At 62.6% G+C, this 17,782-nt stretch carries 16 protein-coding genes; 4 read left to right on the forward strand and 12 right to left on the reverse strand.

Annotated elements, in window-relative coordinates; genetic code table 11:
• Positions 1 to 98: 98 nt before the first annotated feature.
• The 3 genes from J0W34_RS13605 to parC are packed head-to-tail and all read left to right on the forward strand — an operon-like array spanning position 99 to position 5,067.
• Positions 99 to 2,078, forward strand: a complete 1,980-nt coding sequence (locus J0W34_RS13605) for a DNA topoisomerase IV subunit B (RefSeq protein ID WP_230969134.1) — start codon at positions 99 to 101, stop codon at positions 2,076 to 2,078.
• A gap of 10 nt (positions 2,079 to 2,088) precedes the next feature.
• Positions 2,089 to 2,676, forward strand: coding sequence for a hypothetical protein (locus J0W34_RS13610; protein WP_230969135.1), 588 nt, complete (start codon positions 2,089 to 2,091; stop codon positions 2,674 to 2,676).
• A 33-nt stretch (positions 2,677 to 2,709) separates the two neighbouring features.
• Positions 2,710 to 5,067: a DNA topoisomerase IV subunit A gene (gene parC / locus J0W34_RS13615; protein WP_230969136.1), complete on the forward strand. Its 2,358-nt coding sequence runs from the start codon at positions 2,710 to 2,712 to the stop codon at positions 5,065 to 5,067.
• A gap of 43 nt (positions 5,068 to 5,110) precedes the next feature.
• On the opposite strand, the gene J0W34_RS13620 is transcribed toward parC, so the two are convergent.
• Positions 5,111 to 5,815: a VIT1/CCC1 transporter family protein gene (locus J0W34_RS13620; RefSeq protein WP_230969137.1), complete on the reverse strand. Its 705-nt coding sequence runs from the start codon at positions 5,813 to 5,815 to the stop codon at positions 5,111 to 5,113.
• Positions 5,816 to 6,032: 217 nt separating this feature from the next.
• On the opposite strand from J0W34_RS13620, the gene J0W34_RS13625 reads away from it, so the two are divergent.
• Positions 6,033 to 6,704, forward strand: a complete 672-nt coding sequence (locus tag J0W34_RS13625; protein WP_230969138.1) for a 2OG-Fe(II) oxygenase — start codon at positions 6,033 to 6,035, stop codon at positions 6,702 to 6,704.
• Positions 6,705 to 6,719: 15 nt separating this feature from the next.
• Here the strand turns inward: J0W34_RS13625 and J0W34_RS13630 are convergent, their stop codons facing one another.
• From J0W34_RS13630 to flhB, 11 genes are all read right to left on the reverse strand, one after another.
• Positions 6,720 to 7,196, reverse strand: a complete 477-nt coding sequence (locus J0W34_RS13630) for a bacteriohemerythrin (RefSeq protein ID WP_227817458.1) — start codon at positions 7,194 to 7,196, stop codon at positions 6,720 to 6,722.
• Positions 7,197 to 7,286: 90 nt separating this feature from the next.
• Positions 7,287 to 8,165, reverse strand: coding sequence for a flagellar motor protein MotD (gene motD, locus J0W34_RS13635; protein ID WP_230969139.1), 879 nt, complete (start codon positions 8,163 to 8,165; stop codon positions 7,287 to 7,289).
• A gap of 101 nt (positions 8,166 to 8,266) precedes the next feature.
• On the reverse strand, positions 8,267 to 9,349 hold the full coding sequence (gene arsB, locus J0W34_RS13640) for an ACR3 family arsenite efflux transporter (protein ID WP_230969140.1): 1,083 nt from the start codon (positions 9,347 to 9,349) through the stop codon (positions 8,267 to 8,269).
• Positions 9,346 to 9,843 (reverse strand): arsenate reductase ArsC, encoded by a 498-nt coding sequence (locus tag J0W34_RS13645; RefSeq protein ID WP_227817461.1) that lies wholly within the window; start codon positions 9,841 to 9,843, stop codon positions 9,346 to 9,348. Before J0W34_RS13645 ends, arsB begins: the two co-directional genes overlap by 4 nt.
• A 7-nt stretch (positions 9,844 to 9,850) precedes the next feature.
• Positions 9,851 to 10,195, reverse strand: coding sequence for an ArsR/SmtB family transcription factor (locus J0W34_RS13650; protein ID WP_227817462.1), 345 nt, complete (start codon positions 10,193 to 10,195; stop codon positions 9,851 to 9,853).
• Positions 10,196 to 10,260: 65 nt separating this feature from the next.
• Positions 10,261 to 11,001: a flagellar motor protein gene (locus J0W34_RS13655; RefSeq protein WP_227817471.1), complete on the reverse strand. Its 741-nt coding sequence runs from the start codon at positions 10,999 to 11,001 to the stop codon at positions 10,261 to 10,263.
• A gap of 25 nt (positions 11,002 to 11,026) precedes the next feature.
• Positions 11,027 to 11,794 carry an RNA polymerase sigma factor FliA gene (locus tag J0W34_RS13660; RefSeq protein WP_227817463.1) on the reverse strand — a complete coding sequence of 256 codons (768 nt, stop codon included), beginning with the start codon at positions 11,792 to 11,794 and terminating at the stop codon, positions 11,027 to 11,029.
• Positions 11,795 to 11,938: 144 nt separating this feature from the next.
• Positions 11,939 to 12,733 (reverse strand): MinD/ParA family ATP-binding protein, encoded by a 795-nt coding sequence (locus J0W34_RS13665; RefSeq protein ID WP_230969141.1) that lies wholly within the window; start codon positions 12,731 to 12,733, stop codon positions 11,939 to 11,941.
• A gap of 1 nt (position 12,734) precedes the next feature.
• Complete coding sequence (flhF, locus tag J0W34_RS13670; RefSeq protein WP_230969142.1) at positions 12,735 to 14,225, reverse strand: flagellar biosynthesis protein FlhF; 1,491 nt, start codon at positions 14,223 to 14,225, stop codon at positions 12,735 to 12,737.
• A 137-nt stretch (positions 14,226 to 14,362) separates the two neighbouring features.
• Positions 14,363 to 16,462, reverse strand: coding sequence for a flagellar biosynthesis protein FlhA (gene flhA / locus J0W34_RS13675; protein ID WP_230969143.1), 2,100 nt, complete (start codon positions 16,460 to 16,462; stop codon positions 14,363 to 14,365).
• Positions 16,463 to 16,489: 27 nt separating this feature from the next.
• Positions 16,490 to 17,632, reverse strand: a complete 1,143-nt coding sequence (flhB, locus tag J0W34_RS13680) for a flagellar biosynthesis protein FlhB (RefSeq protein ID WP_230969144.1) — start codon at positions 17,630 to 17,632, stop codon at positions 16,490 to 16,492.
• Positions 17,633 to 17,782 lie beyond the last annotated feature (150 nt).

Genomic DNA, 17,782 nt, shown 5'->3' on the forward strand with positions numbered 1-17,782 from the left:
CGGGACGCGACGCGCCCGGCACCAAAGAGACCCCAAAAGCCGCTATGCTTTGGCCCGGCGCATTTTTCCAGCGCGATTGACCGGATACCTCCACTCGCATGGCCAGCAACAAGACATACGACGAATCCTCATTCCGCGTCCTGAAAGGACTCGAACCCGTCCGCGAACGGCCGGGCATGTACACCCGCACCGATTCGCCGGCCCACATCATCCAGGAAGTGATCGACAACGCGGCTGACGAGGCCCTGGCCGGTCAGGCCAAGAAGATCTCGGTGACTGTGCATCGCGATGGTGCGATCACTGTGGCAGATAACGGCCGCGGCATTCCGGTCGGTCTGCACCCGGAAGAAGGCGTGCCGGTCGTGGTACTGGCCTACACCCGGCTGCACGCGGGGGGCAAATTCAACAAGAAGGAAGGCAATTCCGCCTACGCATTCTCGGGCGGTCTGCACGGGGTCGGCGTGGCGGTTACCAACGCCCTGTCCACCCGTATCGAGGTGGAGGTAAAGCGCGACGGCAAGGTGCACCAGATCGTTTTTGCCGATGGCGGCGAGAAGATCGGGCCACTCGAGGTTATTGGCGAGTGCGGCCAGCGCAACACCGGCACCACGGTCAAGGTGTGGCCCGATCCGAAGTATTTCGACGTGCCGCGCGCGCCCATGAACGAACTGGAGCGCCTGCTGCGCTCCAAGGCCGTGCTCCTGCCGGGCGTTGAAGTCAGGCTCGAGGTCGAACAGGCCGACGGCAGTCTGCTCAAGAAAGAATGGCACTATCCCGACGGGCTGTCTCAGTACCTGGGTGAGCAGGCAGGCGAATCAGAACCGGTGGCGCCGTTGTTTACCGGCGAAAAATATGCGGCCGCCGACGACGAGACCTTTGCCAATGGCGAAGGCGCAGCCTGGGCCTTCGGCTGGTTTGACCCGGCCGCGCCGAGCGAGTCCTATGTGAACCTGATTCCCACGGTCGCGGGCGGTACCCACGAATCGGGGCTTCGCGCAGGCGTCTTCGAGGCCGTCAAGAGCTTCATCGAGCACCACGCCCTGCTCCCGCGCGGGCTCAAGTTGCAGCAGGACGACGTGTGCAACCGCATGAGCTTCGTGCTGTCGGCGCGCCTGCTCGACCCGCAGTTTCAGGGGCAGGTGAAGGAAAAGCTCAATTCCCGCGAAGCCGTGAAGCTGGTTTCGGGCATGGTGCGCGATCCGTTCGAGATCTGGCTGAACAATCATGTGGATGCGGGCAAGGCGATCGCCGAACTGGCGATTCGCGCCGCCACCGCGCGCCAGAAGAATGCCAAGAAGGTCGAGAAGAAGAAGTCGTCCGGCGTCGCGGTGCTACCGGGCAAGCTCTCCGATTGCGAAAGCGAAGACATCGCAGACAACGAAATCTTTCTGGTCGAGGGTGACTCCGCCGGAGGCAGCGCCAAGCTGGCGCGCAACAAAGAGACCCAGGCGATCCTGCCGCTGCGCGGCAAGGTGCAGAATTCCTGGGAGATCGACGCCGGGCGCCTCTACGCGAATAACGAGATTCACGACATTGCTGTCGCGCTGGGCGTCGAAGCCCACACGGCTGACGAAACCCCGGACCTCTCCGGCCTGCGCTACGGCAAGGTGGTGATCATGTCGGACGCGGACGTGGATGGCTCGCACATCCAGACCCTGCTGCTGACCCTGTTCTTCCGCCACTTTCCCAAGCTCATCGAGCACGGCCACATCTATATCGCGCAGCCACCGCTGTACCGGGTGGATGTGCCGGCCCAGGGCAAGAAACGCCCCGCTCGACGCCTGTACGCGCTCGATGAAGGCGAACTGGCGGCCATTCGCGACCGTCTCGAAGCCGAGGGCGTGAAACCGCAAGCCATAGAGATCGGCCGATTCAAGGGTCTGGGCGAAATGAACCCCGAGCAACTGCGTGAAACCACGATGGACCCGGCCACGCGCCGGGTGCTACCGGTCCAGGTGCGCCCCGAAGCGCTGGAAGAGACGATCCGCATGTTCACCCTGCTCATGGGCAAGGGCGAGGCTTCGGGCCGTCGCGCTTGGATGGAAGAGAAAGGCGACACGGTCGACGCCGATATCTGAGGAACACGTCATGATCCGATCGATTCAACGACAACTGCTGGCCCTGGTGCTGGGCACTGCCTGTGTCGCCAGCCCGGGCGCCTGGGCCGCGGGCTACGGCGCCGGGATCATCGATCACTACGATGGCGCCACCGGCCTGTACTTTCGCACGATCACGGCCGACAAGATGCCCAAAGGTCTGGTGAGCAGCTACAAGCCGCGCACGATCATCACCAATCTGTTCATCTTCAACCCGGAGAATGAGGCGTCCAATCGCTTCTTCGAGGAAACGCCCAAAGGCGAGATCACCGACATCCTGTTCGAATCGGGCATCACAGACGGTCAGATCGACGTCATCAGCATCGGAGGCGGCTGGCGCTTCAAGCACAACACCGGCCTGCCGGAAGGGCGCACGCCGCGCGACAAGCTGCTGGTCGGCGTCAAGGACGAAGACACGGACAACATTACGCTCTACGTCGCCAACAAGCACGGCGAAAACCGCAGCGTGCTGACCGTCGTGCCTGCCGGCGCCGAGTGGCACATCGATGCCGCCAACGGCAAGCTGCGCGTGATCCGCGAGGAAGACGGCAAACTCATCATCGAGAGCTTCGACTGGTAAGCCTCTCAACGAACATCTTCATCATCCCAGAGCATGAGCAACGACACACCCGATCTGTTTGACGACGCCCCGACCGCCGATGCGGGCGCGGACCTGACACCGCCCCCTCCGCCGCCGGAAGAGCCGCCCATGGACGGCGACGCCCTGCCGCTGGATCGCTACGCCGAGCGGGCCTATCTGGCCTACGCCATGAGTGTGGTGAAGTCGCGCGCCCTGCCCCAGGTCGAAGACGGCATGAAGCCGGTGCAGCGACGCATTCTCTACGCCATGAACGAGATGCGTCTGCGTCCGGACGCCAAGCACGTGAAGTCCGCGCGCGTGGTCGGTGATGTCATCGGCAAATACCACCCGCACGGCGACAGCTCGGTCTACGACGCCATGGTGCGCACGGCACAGGACTTCTCCCTGCGCTACCCGCTGGTCGATGGCCAGGGCAACTTCGGCTCTCGCGACGGCGACTCCGCTGCGGCCATGCGCTACACCGAGTGCCGCCTGACCCCGATCGCCGAACTGCTGCTGGCCGAGATCGATCGCGGCACGGTCGATTTCGTGCCCAACTACGACGGCGCCTTCGAAGAGCCCTCACTGCTGCCGGCACGCCTGCCCATGGTGCTCATGAATGGCGCCTCGGGCATTGCGGTGGGCATGGCGACCGAAATCCCGTCGCACAACCTGCGCGAGGTGGCCGAAGCCGCCTGCCTGCTCATCAAGAATCCGGACGCCGGGCTGGACGAAGTCATGGCCATACTCCCCGGACCGGATTTTCCGGGTGGCGGCCAGCTCATCTCGCCCGCCTCGGCCATTCGCGACGCCTATGCCAGCGGCCGCGGCAGCCTGCGGGTGCGCGCTCGCTGGCATGTTGAAGAGCTGGCCCGCGGACAATGGCGCGTCATCATCGATCAGCTGCCCCATGGCGTATCCACCGCCCAGGTGCTGGCCGAGATCGAATCGCTCACCAACCCGCAGCCGCGCGCCGGCAAGAAAGACGTCTCGCAGGAGCAGAAACAGCTCAAATCCCTGGTGCTGGGTGTACTTGAAACGGTGCGCGACGAATCGTCCGACAAGGCGCCCGTGCGCATTGTGCTCGAGCCGCGCTCGAGCCGCCAGAGCAAGGACGAGTTCATGGCGGTGCTGCTCGCCCACACCGGGCTTGAGACCAGCACCTCGCTCAACCTGACGATGATCGGCCGCGACGGGCGCCCGCAACAGAAGAACCTGGTGCAGATCCTGCGCGAGTGGGTGGACTTCCGTTACGTCACCGTCGAGCGCCGAACCCGCCATCGCCTTGACGAGGTCGAGCGCCGCATCCACATTCTCGAAGGTCGCATGATCGCCTTCCTCAACATCGAGGAAGTGATCCGCGTGATCCGCGAAGCGGACGACCCGAAAGCCGATCTGATGTCGCACTTCAACCTCACCGAAGTGCAGGCAGAAGACATCCTCGAGATCCGCCTGCGTCAGTTGGCACGACTGGAAGGCATCCGCATCGAGCAAGAACTCGGCACCCTGCGTGAAGAGCGCGACGGCCTCAACCACCTGCTCGACAGCCGCGCCGCGATGACGCGCCTGATCCTCAAGGAAATCAACGAAGACGCGAAGAAATACGGCGACGACCGCCGCACGCTGATCGAATCGGTCGAGCCCGTCGCCGCCGCTGAAATCAAGGTGGCCGACGAACCGATCACCGTGATCATCTCGAAGAATGGCTGGGTCCGCACCCGTCAGGGACATGGCATCGATCCGGAGAGTGTGAACTACAAGGCCGGCGACAGCGGTTTCATGCTCATCGAAACCCGTACCGTCTGGCCGCTGATCGTGGTCGATACCAAAGGGCGCGGCTACACCGTCAAGGTCAGTGATCTGCCGGGTGGCCGGGGCGACGGCACGCCCATGAGCACGCTGATCGAGTTCCAGGATGGCGCCAAGCTCGCCCAGGCGGTATCAGCGCACCCGGACGCGAAATATCTGTTCGCCAACTCCGGTGGCTACGGCTTCATCTGCCAGATTGCCAACGCCATGACCCGCCAGCGCGCCGGCAAGGCGTTCATGAGTCTTGAGAAAGGCGAAGTCGTGCTGAGTCCGACCCCGGTCCGGGGTGACTGGGTCTGTGCCGTTTCCGATAACGCCCGCGTCCTGGTGTTCCCGATCACCGAAATGAAGGAACAGAATGGCGGTCGCGGCATCATCGTGATGGGCCTCGACAAGGACGCCACCCTGGCGGCCGTGGCCGTTCCCGAGAACGAAGCGGATCTGGAAATCATCGGCAGTGGTCGCGGGGGTCGCGAGACCGTCGTGCCGGTCAAGCCATCCCAGCGCGAATTGTGGCGCCACCGCCGGGCACGCAAGGGCATGGCCTTGCCCAACAAGATCAAGCCCACCGGGGCGCGGTAAAAAGCGGGGCGATCTTCGGGTCGCCCCTGTGCTTTCTGATGGTTCAGGCAACGCTGGTGCCGAAAAGCGCCCCCACCGCTGCCGTCGCCGCCATGGCAGCCGCCCCCCAGAAGCAGACCCGACCTGCGGCCGTCCACGGCCCGGCCCCACCCGCACGCGCGGCCAACGCCCCCAGCAAGGCCAGGCTGACCAGAGAGCCACAGGCAACGGTCAGCACCAGCGCGTCGCGGGGCACCGCCCACGCCAGCAACAAGGGAAATACGGCCCCCATCGAAAACGTGGCGGCAGAGGCACCCGCCGCCTGCAGGGGGCGCGCCGCATGCGTTTCGGTCAGGCCCAGTTCATCGCGTGCATGGGCGCCCAGTGCATCGTGGGCCATGAGTTGCTCAGACACCTGCCGCGCCAGTGCGGGCTCAAGGCCACGCGCCTCATAGATCCGTGCCAGTTCCAGTCGCTCGAACTCGGGGTTGGCCGCAAGCTCTTGCCGTTCTCGAGCCAGATCCGCTTTTTCGGTGTCGGCCTGCGAGCTGACCGACACATACTCCCCCGCCGCCATCGACATTGCGCCCGCCACGAGCGCGGCGACTCCGGCCAGCAGCACCTGCCCGGACGCGGCGCCCGAAGACGCCACACCCACCAGCAGACTGGCCGTGGACACGATGCCATCGTTTGCCCCGAGCACGGCGGCACGCAACCAGCCGATGCGATCGGCAAAATGACGTTCAGGGTGTTTGGGGGATTTGCTCAAGGGACGACTCCGGTAGTGTTCTGGGCTGGTCAGACGCGAGTGAATGCCAGCGCGACATCAGATCATGCCCATGGGCCATGCAGCAAATCATTCCATCCCGTACTGCAAAGCGCTACAATCGCGCGCCGCCTCGTTGGACCACCCATCCCGGGTGTCGAGCCGGCAGGACAATTCGCGATCATGACACCCTGCCGCGTGACTGCGTGGTGCAAGCAACATGACTGAGGCACTGGGGGCCTGCCCCCCGACGGAGCCGCCAGATCAGGAAGCCATTTTTCGGCGTATTGCCGAGGCGCTGACACGTGACGGCTATGCCCTCGTTCCGGACGCGATCGACCTGAACTTGCTCCAGGCGCTACGTGCCCGAATCGAGCATCTGGGTGCTGACGACTTCGTGCCGGCCGGCATTGGTCGTGCTCAGGAGCAAATGAAGAACGAGTTCGTCCGCCGCGACGAAATCCACTGGCTGGAACGCAGCGACCCGACAGAGGCTCAGTGGCTGGCCTGGGTGGATGCACTTCGCGACTACCTGAACCGGCGGCTGTTTCTCGGCCTGTTTTCCTACGAAGCCCATTTTGCCCACTATGCGCCGGGGGCGTTCTACAAGCGCCACGTGGATGCGTTCAGGGGTGAAGCAAACCGTATTCTCAGTACCGTGCTTTATCTGAACGACGGATGGCAGCACGCGGACGGCGGCCAGTTGGTGCTGTATCCGGAAAATGGCCTGGAACCCCTGGCCAAGGTTGATCCGGTCATGGGCACCCTCGCAGTCTTCCTGAGCGAGGAGTTTCCCCACGAGGTGCTGCCTGCGGCGCGTCATCGGTTCAGCATTGCCGGTTGGTGCCGGGTAAACACCTCAACGGCAGATCGCGTCGACCCGCCGCGCTGATTCAGCGCCCGGCGCTCACCAGAACTTCCACCACCACTTCTTCTTTTCCATGGTGTCCTGCACATGGGGCGCCCATTGCTGCGAGCCGCCGACACTGGCAAAAAAGCTGCCGAAGCGCTTGTCCGCTTCGTTGATGTGATTGGTGAGCCACACCTTGAGAAAGTGCAGCAACTCGAACGTGATCTTGGCCTCACCGGTATCGAGCTTTGACTGCAAGGCCGTCACCTGACCAATCAGGTCTTCATGGTTCTGCTTGTGGCGCTCGAAGTCGGGGTAGTTCGACACCCGCATCAATGACTCTTCGACGGAAAAGTGCGTACGCGTGTATTCGGCCAGATTGTCGAGGATGCGACGGGCGGCTTCGGAGCCATGGCGCTCCATGATTGCCCTATGCAGCTGATTGAGCAGATCGACGAGCTCCTTGTGCTGCTCGTCGATTTCCTGGACTCCGACGCTGAACCCGTCAGTCCACTGAAACAGATTGGCTTCCATCGCGACCTCGATTGAAATAATACGTGGCGCGGATGATAGGCCCCTCGCTGAGTGACCCGTTGATCCGTATCAATGCAGTTACGAATTTAGTTACATTTCCTGACGGTCGATCATGCCGCTCGACATATTGGCAGAGACCGGCGGCAAAATGCTCTGGATAGCATCGTCTTCCCGCAAGGGGACGGGTTCCGGCACATCTTCTTCAACGAGCGTGGACTCCATGAGCAGGGTGACGCGCCGGTTCTGGGCACGACCTTCGGCTGAGAGATTGCTCGCCACGGGCCGCTGATCACCATAGCCCGCCGCGGTCAGACGCCCCGGTTCGACGCCGTTGGCCACGAACAGGCGCACCACGCTCGACGCCCGCACGGCAGACAGCTCCCAATTGGACGGGAAGCGATAGGTGTTGATCGGCACGTTGTCGGTGTGCCCTTCGATCACGATCGGAAATTCTGCCGGTGCCAGCACCTGTGCCACGGCATCGAGGGCATCGACGGCGGTCTGTCCCAGGTCAGCCTCACCGGGCTGAAAAAGCACTTCGGCGTTGATTTCCACCTTGATGCCGAAGGCCCCTTCGGTAACGCTTACCTGCCCGCCATCGGCCAGCGGCTGAAGCACCCGGCGGATTTCGTCCGCCATGTCACGCACCCGCCGGGCGGCTTTTTCGCGCTCCGCCTTCTTGGCCGCTTCCGCTTTTCGTTCGGCGTCCGTCTTCTTCGGTCCGATCATCGTTTTCGATGGCATCGGCAGATCCTGCACGATCATCTGGCGTCCGCTGTCGTTCACGCTGACGCTCCGGAAAGCCTGCACGATGGAGTCGGACAGCACGCGGTACTTGCCCTCATTGATGGAACTGAGGGAATACATGACCACGAAAAAGGCAAACAGCAAGGTAATGAAGTCGGCGTACGAGACCAGCCATCGTTCGTGGTTCTCGTGTTCTTCGGCTTCCTTGCGGCGTCGTGCCATGAATGGGCGTCCTTGCTCAGGCGGGGTCTGGCCGCCTCGTGGCGGCCTACCCTATTCCTATCGGCAACGGCTGCCCTGCCTTGAGGGTATTCGACTCCCTTTCAGGCGCCCGCGTGAGCGCCGCGCTCATACCAGTTGCGGGTGTTGTTGATCATGCGCACCAACCACAGCATCACCGGCACTTCGATCAGCACGCCCACCACCGTGGCCAGCGCAGCCCCGGATTCGAAGCCATACAGCACGATGGCCGCCGCCACAGCCAGCTCGAAGAAGTTGGAAGCACCGATCATGGTCGATGGCCCGGCCACCTCGTGGGCCACGCCCAGCTTGCGATTGAGCCAGTAGCCCAGTGCTGCGATGAATAACACCTGCGCGAGAATCGGCACCGCCAGAATGGCAATCACCACCGGCTGCGCGACGATCGCCTTGCCCTGGAACGCGAACAGCAACACCAGCGTCGCGAGCAGCGCAAACAGCGAAAACGGTGAAAAGCGGTCAAGCGCGGCCTTCAGATTGGCTTCGCCTTTCTTGAGCAGCGTGTGACGAATCGCCTGCGCGATGGCCAGCGGAATGACGATGTACATGACCACGGACAACAGCAAGGTATCCCAGGGCACGGGAATGGCCGATACGCCCAACAGCAGCGCAACAATCGGCGCAAAGGCAAACACCATCACCAGATCGTTGAGCGCCACCTGGGTGAGCGTAAAGTTGGCGTTGCCCCGGCACAGGTTACTCCACACGAACACCATGGCGGTACAGGGCGCAGCCCCCAGGAGAATCAGCCCGGCGATGTAGCTGTCGAGCTGCTCTGCGGGCAACCAGGGCGCAAACACGTGACGAATGAACAGCCAGCCGAACAGCGCCATGGAAAACGGCTTGACCGCCCAATTGACGAACAGGGTCACCCCCATGCCGCAGGCATGCTGACGCACTTCGTGCAGGGCGCCGAAGTCGATCTTGATCAACATCGGGATGATCATCACCCAGATCAGCAACCCGACCGGCAGATTCACCTGGGCGATCTCGAGACGCCCCAGCGCCTCGAAGGGCCCGGGCAGCATCAGCCCAAGGAGGGTTCCGGCAACCATGCACAGGGCGACCCACACGGTGAGGTAGCGCTCGAAGAAGCCGATGGAAGCGCCGGCCGCCTGGCGACCGACCACATCGCATTGCGCGCTCATACGGCCCCCTCTTCCATCAGACCGATACTGTCGAGTTGCTGCTGCAGCGCGCCCCGGTCGGCAATCACATCCTCAGGCAGACCCAGCAGGCGTGCAAACCGCTTGCGCAGCGCCTGGGCCGTGTCGAGAAAGGCCTTGAGCCGTATCTCGTCGTCGCCTTGCACCGCAGCCGGATCCGGCAAACCCCAGTGCGCTCTCAAGGGGGCGCCCGGCCAGACCGGGCAGGCCTCGCCAGCGGCGTTGTTGCACACGGTGATGATCAGATCCATGGCGGGCGCATCGCTCTCGGAAAACGCGTCCCAGGACTTGCTCGACAGTCCATCGGTGGGAATCCCCTCCATCGCGAGCACTTCAAGCGCCAGCGGATTGACCTTGCCGGTAGGGTCGCTACCGGCGCTATAGGCCTGCATACGGCCTTGCGCCATGGCATTGAGCAGCGCCTCGGCAAGAATGGAACGGGCTGAATTACCCGTGCACAGAATCAGTACGTTCATGAGGACATCAACACTTTGAGGAAATCGTGGATTCGCCGAAGCAGGCTTGAGGATTGCCCTGACAGCATTCGGCACTGAGAAATTCGATGAGTTGCTGCATGGTGTCCACGTTGGCCGCGTAGCGCACATGCCGACCTTCGTTCGCCGAGGAGACCAGGCCCGCCTGAGCCAAGGACTTGAGATGAAATGACAAGGCGTTGGGCGCAACGTCAAGCTGGCTGGCCAACTCGCCAGCGAGCAGCCCCGCGCGCCCATGGCGCACAAGCAGGCGAAAAACCGCCAGACGCGTCGGCTGAGCCAGAGCAGTGAGCGCGGGGACTGCGCTTTCGGTGGTGAACGTTTCAATAATCATTGAAATATTCTACCAATAAAAAACGACGGTCGTGTGACCGTCGTTTGTAACTCATGCGCTTCTCTTCAGACGTCGTAACCCTGGAGCCGCCGCTCGATAATGCGGGGATTGTCGCCATTCGCAATTCCCACCAGTCCATCGAGAAACAGCTCCTTCATCGACACCAGGGTGCTGACATGGGCCAACAGCTTCTTGGCCGCCGGCAGAAACACCAGGTTGGCAGATCCGACACCATAGATGGTCGCCACGAACGCGACCGCAATGCCCGACCCGAGCTTGGCCGGGTCGGAGAGATTTTCCATCACATGGATGAGCCCCATCACGGCCCCGAGAATGCCGATCGTGGGTGCGTAGCCGCCCGCGGCTTCCCAGATGCGGGCGCCCAGCTTCATGCGCGACTCCCAGGCATCGATTTCGACCTCGAGCACCTCCCGCAGACGGTCAGGCTCCATACCGTCGATGAGCAGTTCGATGCCTTTCTTGGCAAACGGGTCTTCCACCAGTTCCATCTGGTTTTCAAGCGCCAGCAGGCCTTCGCGGCGAGCCACGTTGCTCCAGCCGACGATCTGTTCGATCAGCTGCTGATGGGATGATTCGGGCGGAACGAAAATCCACTTGATCATGCGCATGCCGTCCTTGAACACACGCAACGGACTTTGCAGCATGACGGCGCCCAGGGTGCCGCCAATGACGATCATGAAGGCCGTGGGTTGAACCAGGGAGCTGATGTGACCCCCTTCGAGCATCTGCCCCACAAGAATGGCGGCAATGCCGATGGTCAGGCCGATGAGGCTGATGCTGTCCATACGCACGTGGGTTCAGAGCCTCCGCTCAAGCCGCCTTGGTGGCACTCTTGGGCGGACGGCCACGGCGGGCCTTGGGCGCTGCCTTGGTGCCGTGAATGCGGGAACGAAGGCGCGCGACCGCCTGACTGTGCAACTGGCACACGCGGGACTCGGACACACCCAGCACTTCGCCGATCTCGCGCAGGTTGAGGTCTTCCTCGTAATACAGGCCCATGACCAGCTTTTCGCGCTCGGGCAGATCGTCAATGGCCTGAACGAGCACATCACGCATGTTCTGGTCGAGCAAGGCATCCAGCGGGTCGCCTTCATGCCCGGCGGCGTGACGCTCAAGAAAGTCGTCATCGCTGCCTTCGGTGAAATCTTCGAAATACACCAGCTGATGCCCGCGTGCGTCCTGCAGCATCTTCTGATACTCGGGCAGGGTCATGTCCATGGCGTCGGCCAGTTCCTTCTCCGTCGGCGGACGACCGTGTGTCTGTTCAAGCTCGTGGATGGCGCCTTCGATCCGACGCATGTCGCGACGCAGGCTGCGCGGCAACCAGTCGTTTTCACGCAGGCCGTCGAGCATCGATCCGCGGATACGCTGCACCGCATAGGTTTCGAACTGGGCGCCCAAGCCTTCTTCGTAGCGACTGATGGCGTCCAGGAGGCCAATCATGCCGTTCTGGATGATGTCATCCACCTGCACACTGGCCGGCAATTTGGCCATCAGGTGATAGGCGATGCGCTTGACCAGCGGTGCATAGTGCGTCACCAGTTGGTCCCGATCGAGAGTGCCGGATGCGGTATACATTCGCTGACCTGTCTTTTCTCAATGCCCTGTGGGGGGCTCAAACCGCTTCGCGGCATAAGCCATGAAGCCCGATGGTTCCCATTTTCCGCATTGCCCGGCAAACCGACGGGTGGAAAAAGGCGATTTATTCCCCGTATTTCCCATTCACATGCGCGCCGACTGCAATCCGCCCTGCTTCCAGCCTTGAAGCCGGCGCAGGAAGGCCGCCTCCGCTTCGGCCGGCGGCATACGCCCGGCATCGTGCAACAAGGCGTCCGCCAGCGCATCGCGTTCGATTTCACCGGCCCACGCCAGGGGGATGCCCACCCGTGCGCGAACGAGATCTTCAAGACGGGCAAACATGCTGCGCGCGTCGGCGCGATCCTTGGCGCGCGCCACGGCCACATGCACCGCACCTGCGCCAAGCGCAGCGAGAGATTTGATGCACGCGTAGGCCTCGGTGACGCCACGACCGCTGGCTTCGACGACAACCAGCCGTTTGGGGGCTGCAAACACGAAAGGCGACGGCGCATCCAGACTCGCGGGTGAGGCGTGAACCATCATGAATCGCGTGCGCCGCTGCAGATGGCGGATGGTGCCGAGCAGACTGGCCCGTCGCTCGTCATCGAGCAAAGGCATGGCCATGGCCGCCGCGGTGATGGGCAAACGCCCCATCAGCCCCTCGACGGGCAGCACGAGGCCATCGACCGTCTCGCGCTCATCAAGTACGTGCAACAGGTCTTTGGCCGGCGCATGGCCCCAGATATCCGCCAGACTGGCTTCACCCGCCGCTTCATCAAGCACCAGCACGCGATGCGCCTGCTTGCCGATCTCGGTGACCGCACGGGCAGCGGACAGCTGCGCCTTGTGCCCCGTGGCAAACATGGCCACCACGGTGGGCGGCGATTTTCTGAACAGCCGACGCAGGCCGGCTGCCTGATCTTCACGGCCGTCGATCATGTCAGGCTCCCAGGCCGGCGCCGGCCATCAGCAATCCCGCTTCGTCTCCCTTGAGGTGATAGGGAGAGTCGCCATCCACGGCCTTGAGGGCCCGGTGCAGCAAGTAGGCGCGGTTGGGCAGATGCAGATCTTCTGGCACCCGCTGACCATTGGCCACGTAGAACACTTCCAGGTCGTTGCGCACTGCCACGTCGATGGCCGGTGCCAATGAGGCGGCTTCATCCACCTTGGTGAGAATGCAACCAGCCAGATCGGGGCCGTCGTAGGCACGCACCACATCATCGAGCGTGTCGCCGCGGCTGGTGGCATTGAGCAGCAGCAGCCGCTTGACGTTACCGGCGCCCAACAACATGGCGGCTTGCTCGGCCACCATGCGGTCACGCTGGCTCATGCCGACCGTGTCGATCAGCACCATGTGCTTGTTCTTCAGTTCAGCCAGTGTCTGACGCAGATCCGCCGCATCGCGCACCACGTGCACCGGCACCCCCAGAATGCGGCCGTAGATGCGCAGCTGCTCGTGCGCTCCGATCCGGTAGCCATCGGTGGTAATCAGGGCCAGTTTGTCGGCACCATGTCGCACCACGCAGCGGGCAGCGAGCTTGGCCGCCGTGGTGGTTTTTCCGACGCCGGTCGGGCCGACCAGCGCATATACGCCACCCCGGTCGATGACGTCTGCGTCATTCGACATGGCACGAAGGCTGCGATTGAGCGCCGTCTTGACGGCATTGCGCGCAGCCGCCAGCTCGGCCTCGGCCTCCACCGCTTCACACAGGGTGCGGGCCAGTTGGGCTGAAAAACCGCATTCGAGCAATTCACCGACCATGCGGGTGCGCGCCGGCGCCTGACGGCCCTGCTCGCCCCAGGCAAAGGCCGCAAGCTGACGCTCGAGCATGCCCCGAATGCCGGCCATCTCTTCCATGAGCTGCTTGTTGGCGGCCTGAAGCTCGCGAATCCGCGCGGACTCCTCAAAGCCTTTCGGCTCAACGTTGCTCGGATTCGCCGCCGGTCTGGCCGCTACCGGCCGCTGCATATCGCTGCCGGAGCGCTGGGCCGCTTTCGACTCGACATCCTGTGCCGCAGCGCGCTCAGCCAGCGTGGGGCGCTTCGCATCGGCGCGCGCAGATTCGATTCGCGGCGGATTGAACGGGCGAATCACACGCCCTTCAGGGGCTGCGCTTTGAGGTGTCGGACGCTGAGGTGTCGGGCGTCGACGCGCGGCACTGAGCTGAAGACGGTAATCCCCATCGTCCGCCTCCTGCTCGTCCACCTGAACGGCCACCGGGGCAACCGGTGCCTGAACCCTGGGCTTGGGCGCGGGCTTCGGTGCCGCAGCCTGATGCAGCAGATCCACCGCATCGGCTGGCAGCGCAACGATTTCGACACCACCGTCCACCGACCGATTGGACAGCACGATGGCATCGGCACCGAGCTCCTCCTTGAGCTGACGCAGGGCCTCGCGGGCGGTTTGGGCAAAATATCGCTTGACGTTCATGGGGCTCTCCGAAGCCGTCACGCCCAAACGGCGGGCGCGTTTTTCATGACTTCATTATGGAGAGCACCCTGTCCAGCAAAAGGGCGGAAAAAAGGGGGTCTGCCCCCCTTATTCTTTCAAAAGGACATGGTCCCCCGTCAGGCGATCGGAGCACCCACCATCCCGGTCACGCGGATCATGCGGTTCTCCGGTACCTCGGTGTTGGCCACCACCTTGAGCGACGGCACCGACCGACGCAGGAAGCGAGACAGCAGCCAGCGCAGCGGCGCCGGCACCAGCAGCACCGGCGGCAGGCCCGTGCTCTCCTGGCGCTCGGCCAACTCGGCCGTCTGACGAAGCAAGGTGTCCGCAAGCCCGGGCTCGATCGCCCCACCATCACCACCGCCCGCCGAGACGGCCTGCATCAGCACACGCTCGAGGGACGGATCCAGTGCCAGCACCTGAACTTCGGAATGGCCGGGGAAAAGCCCCTGGACGATGGCACGGCCAAGCGCCTGACGGACCCGCGTGGTGAGTTCCAGTGCGTCCTGAACGTGCGGCGCATGTTCTGCCAGGGTCTCGATGATGGTGCGGGTATCGCGGATATTGACCCCTTCTTCGAGCAGGTTCTGCAGCACACGTTGCACCGAAGCCAGGGGCAGTTGTTTGGGCACAAGATCTTCGACGAGCTTGGGCGCTTCCTTGCCAATGTGATCGAGCAAGGCCTGCGTCTCCTGACGCCCCAGCAACTCGGCAGCATGTTCGAGGATGACATGGTTGAGATGCGTCGCCACCACCGTACTCGCGTCCACCACGGTGTAACCCAGCGCGTGCGCCTGCTCCCGTTGCCCGGCGTCGATCCACACAGCGGGCAGGCCGAATGCCGGGTCGGTTGTATCGCGGCCGGTCAGCGTGCCGGACACGCGCCCCGGATTGATCGCCAGGAGCTGCCCCGGATAGGCCTCGCCGCTACCCACTTCCACACCCTTGAGGGCCACGCGGTACGCATTCGGTTTGAGTTCCAGGTTGTCCCGAATGTGGACGGGCGCGGCCAGGAAACCCACTTCCTGGGCAAACTTCTTGCGCAACCCGCGAATCCTCTTGAGCAGTTCGCCGTCCTGCGCCTTGTCGACCATCGGGATGAGGCGATAACCGACTTCAAGACCAAGCACGTCGACCGCGGACACATCGTTCCAGCTCGCCTCCTGCGACGCTTCAGTGGCCTGAGCCACCGCTTCGGGCGTGGGCTTCTTGATCTCCTCTTCCACCTCTGGCGGATGCTTCATGCGCCACCAGGCGAGGCCGCCAAACACCGAAGCGAGCAGAATGAACACCAGGTTCGGCATACCCGGGATCAGGCCAAGCACGCCGAGAATGCCGGCGGTGAGCATCATGATGACCGGATTCGAGAAAATCTGACGCACTACCTGCCCGCCAATCTCTCCCTCGTCGCCCACACGCGAAACCACCAGACCGGCCGCAACGGAAATGATCAGCGCGGGAATCTGCGCAACGAGACCATCACCGATGGTGAGCAAGGTGTAGTTTTCAGCCGCCTGTGCGAGCGCCATGTCGTGCTGCATGACGCCCACCACCAGACCACCAGCCACGTTGATCAACAGGATCAGGATGCCCGCCACCGCATCGCCACGAACGAACTTGGACGCACCGTCCATCGCCCCGTAGAAATCCGATTCCTGACTGATATCGATACGGCGCTGTTTGGCTTCCTTTTCATCAATCAGACCGGCGTTGAGGTCGGCGTCGATTGCCATTTGCTTACCGGGCATCGCGTCCAGGGTAAAGCGAGCGCTCACTTCCGCAATCCGCCCAGCGCCCTTGGTAATGACCACGAAGTTGATCACGGTAAGGATCGTGAACACCACGAGACCGACCGCCGTGTTCCCGCCCACAAGGAAGTAGCCAAAGGCCTCGATCACCTTGCCGGCCGCATCAGCGCCAGTGTGTCCGTCGAGCAAGACGATTCGGGTCGACGCGACGTTCAGGCTCAGACGCAGCAATGTGGTCACCAGCAAGACCGTGGGGAACACCGAAAAATCGAGCGGACGCTTCGTATACATCGCCACCAGCATCACCATGATGGACATGGAAATGTTGAAGGTGAAAAACAGATCCAGCAAAAACGCCGGCAACGGCAACACCATCATCGCGAGAATCATGATGATGAGGATGGGTGCCGACATCTGGCGCAGCACCACCGGAGAGATCAGGGAACGTAGATTGAACGTGTTTTCCATGTTCGATTCAGCCAAGAGTCACGCGCATCACGCGGGCGAAGGCCCGGGATCCATATCTGGAGGAACCTGCAGCGCCGTCGGCTCAGCCGGTGGCAGGCCACCGTTTTCCATCCAGTGGTTGAGCTGGTAGATATAGGCCATCACTTCAGCCACAGCCGTGTACAAAACGGCTGGCACGGTCTGCTCCAGTTCGCAATGCTTGAAAAGCGCACGCGCCAATGGGGGGGCCTCCAGCAGCGGCACATTGTTCTCGCGCGCCAGTTCGCGAATCTTCTGGGCAAGCGCATCGGCGCCTTTGGCAACCACCATCGGCGCACCCATGCGATCAGCGTCATACTTTAGCGCAACGGCGAAATGCGTCGGGTTGGTCACAACCACGTCCGCGGTCGGGACTTCGGACATCATCCGGCGACGTGCCATCTCACGCTGGGCACTTCGGATACGCGCCTTGATCTGCGGATCGCCCTCGGTCTCTTTCATTTCCTTGCGCACTTCCTCTTTCGTCATGCGCAGCTTCTTGTGGTATTGCCACAGTTGAAAGGGAACATCGAGAAGTGCCAGCAATGCCAGGCTGGTGACGATGAGTAATGCAGAAAAGAGCACCGTCTCGGCAAAATCAGGAAGGCTGATGTTCAGCGGCTGCGTCATCAGCGACATGATGTGGTCTTTTTCACGCCAGATGGACCAGGCGCCAATCCCGCCCACAAGAAGCGCCTTGAGCAAGGCCTTGACCAGTTCCGCAAGACCATGGACCGAGAACATACGCTCCAGGCCTTTCAGCGGATTCATGCGTTCAAACTTGAAACCCAGGGCCTTGGGGGCAAAAACAAGCCCCCCCATGAGGATCGGTGCGCCCACAGCAGCAATCATCAGGACGAAGAAAAGCGGAGCGACGGTTAATAACGCCTGAGTCAGGATCTCCTGCAACATCAGCACCATACGCGTGCTGTCCATTGCGGCGGCCGCATCAAAGCTCAGACCGGATTTGACAAGGGTAACGACACGACCTGAGATCCACTGCCCCGTCACCCACATGACGACGACACCCGCCATCATGACCAGGAAGGTCGAAAGCTCACGCGATTGCGGAACCTGCCCCTCTTCCCGGGCCTGTTCCAACCGTCGTGGTGTGGGGTCCTCTGTCTTCTCGAGATCGCTCTCTTCGGCCACCCTGCGCTCCGCTCATCCAACACAATGCCCCGGCGGAGCATTGAATGGAGGCATTATCAGACGCGTCAGGCCATGAGTCCGGGTAGATAAGACAGGTAAAAAGCGGTCATTTCAGGCTTCAAGGCCCAAGACCTCAAGCACCCGGTATGC

The organism is Nitrogeniibacter aestuarii, from assembly GCF_017309585.1.
Classification (GTDB): Bacteria; Pseudomonadota; Gammaproteobacteria; order Burkholderiales; family Rhodocyclaceae; genus Nitrogeniibacter; species Nitrogeniibacter aestuarii.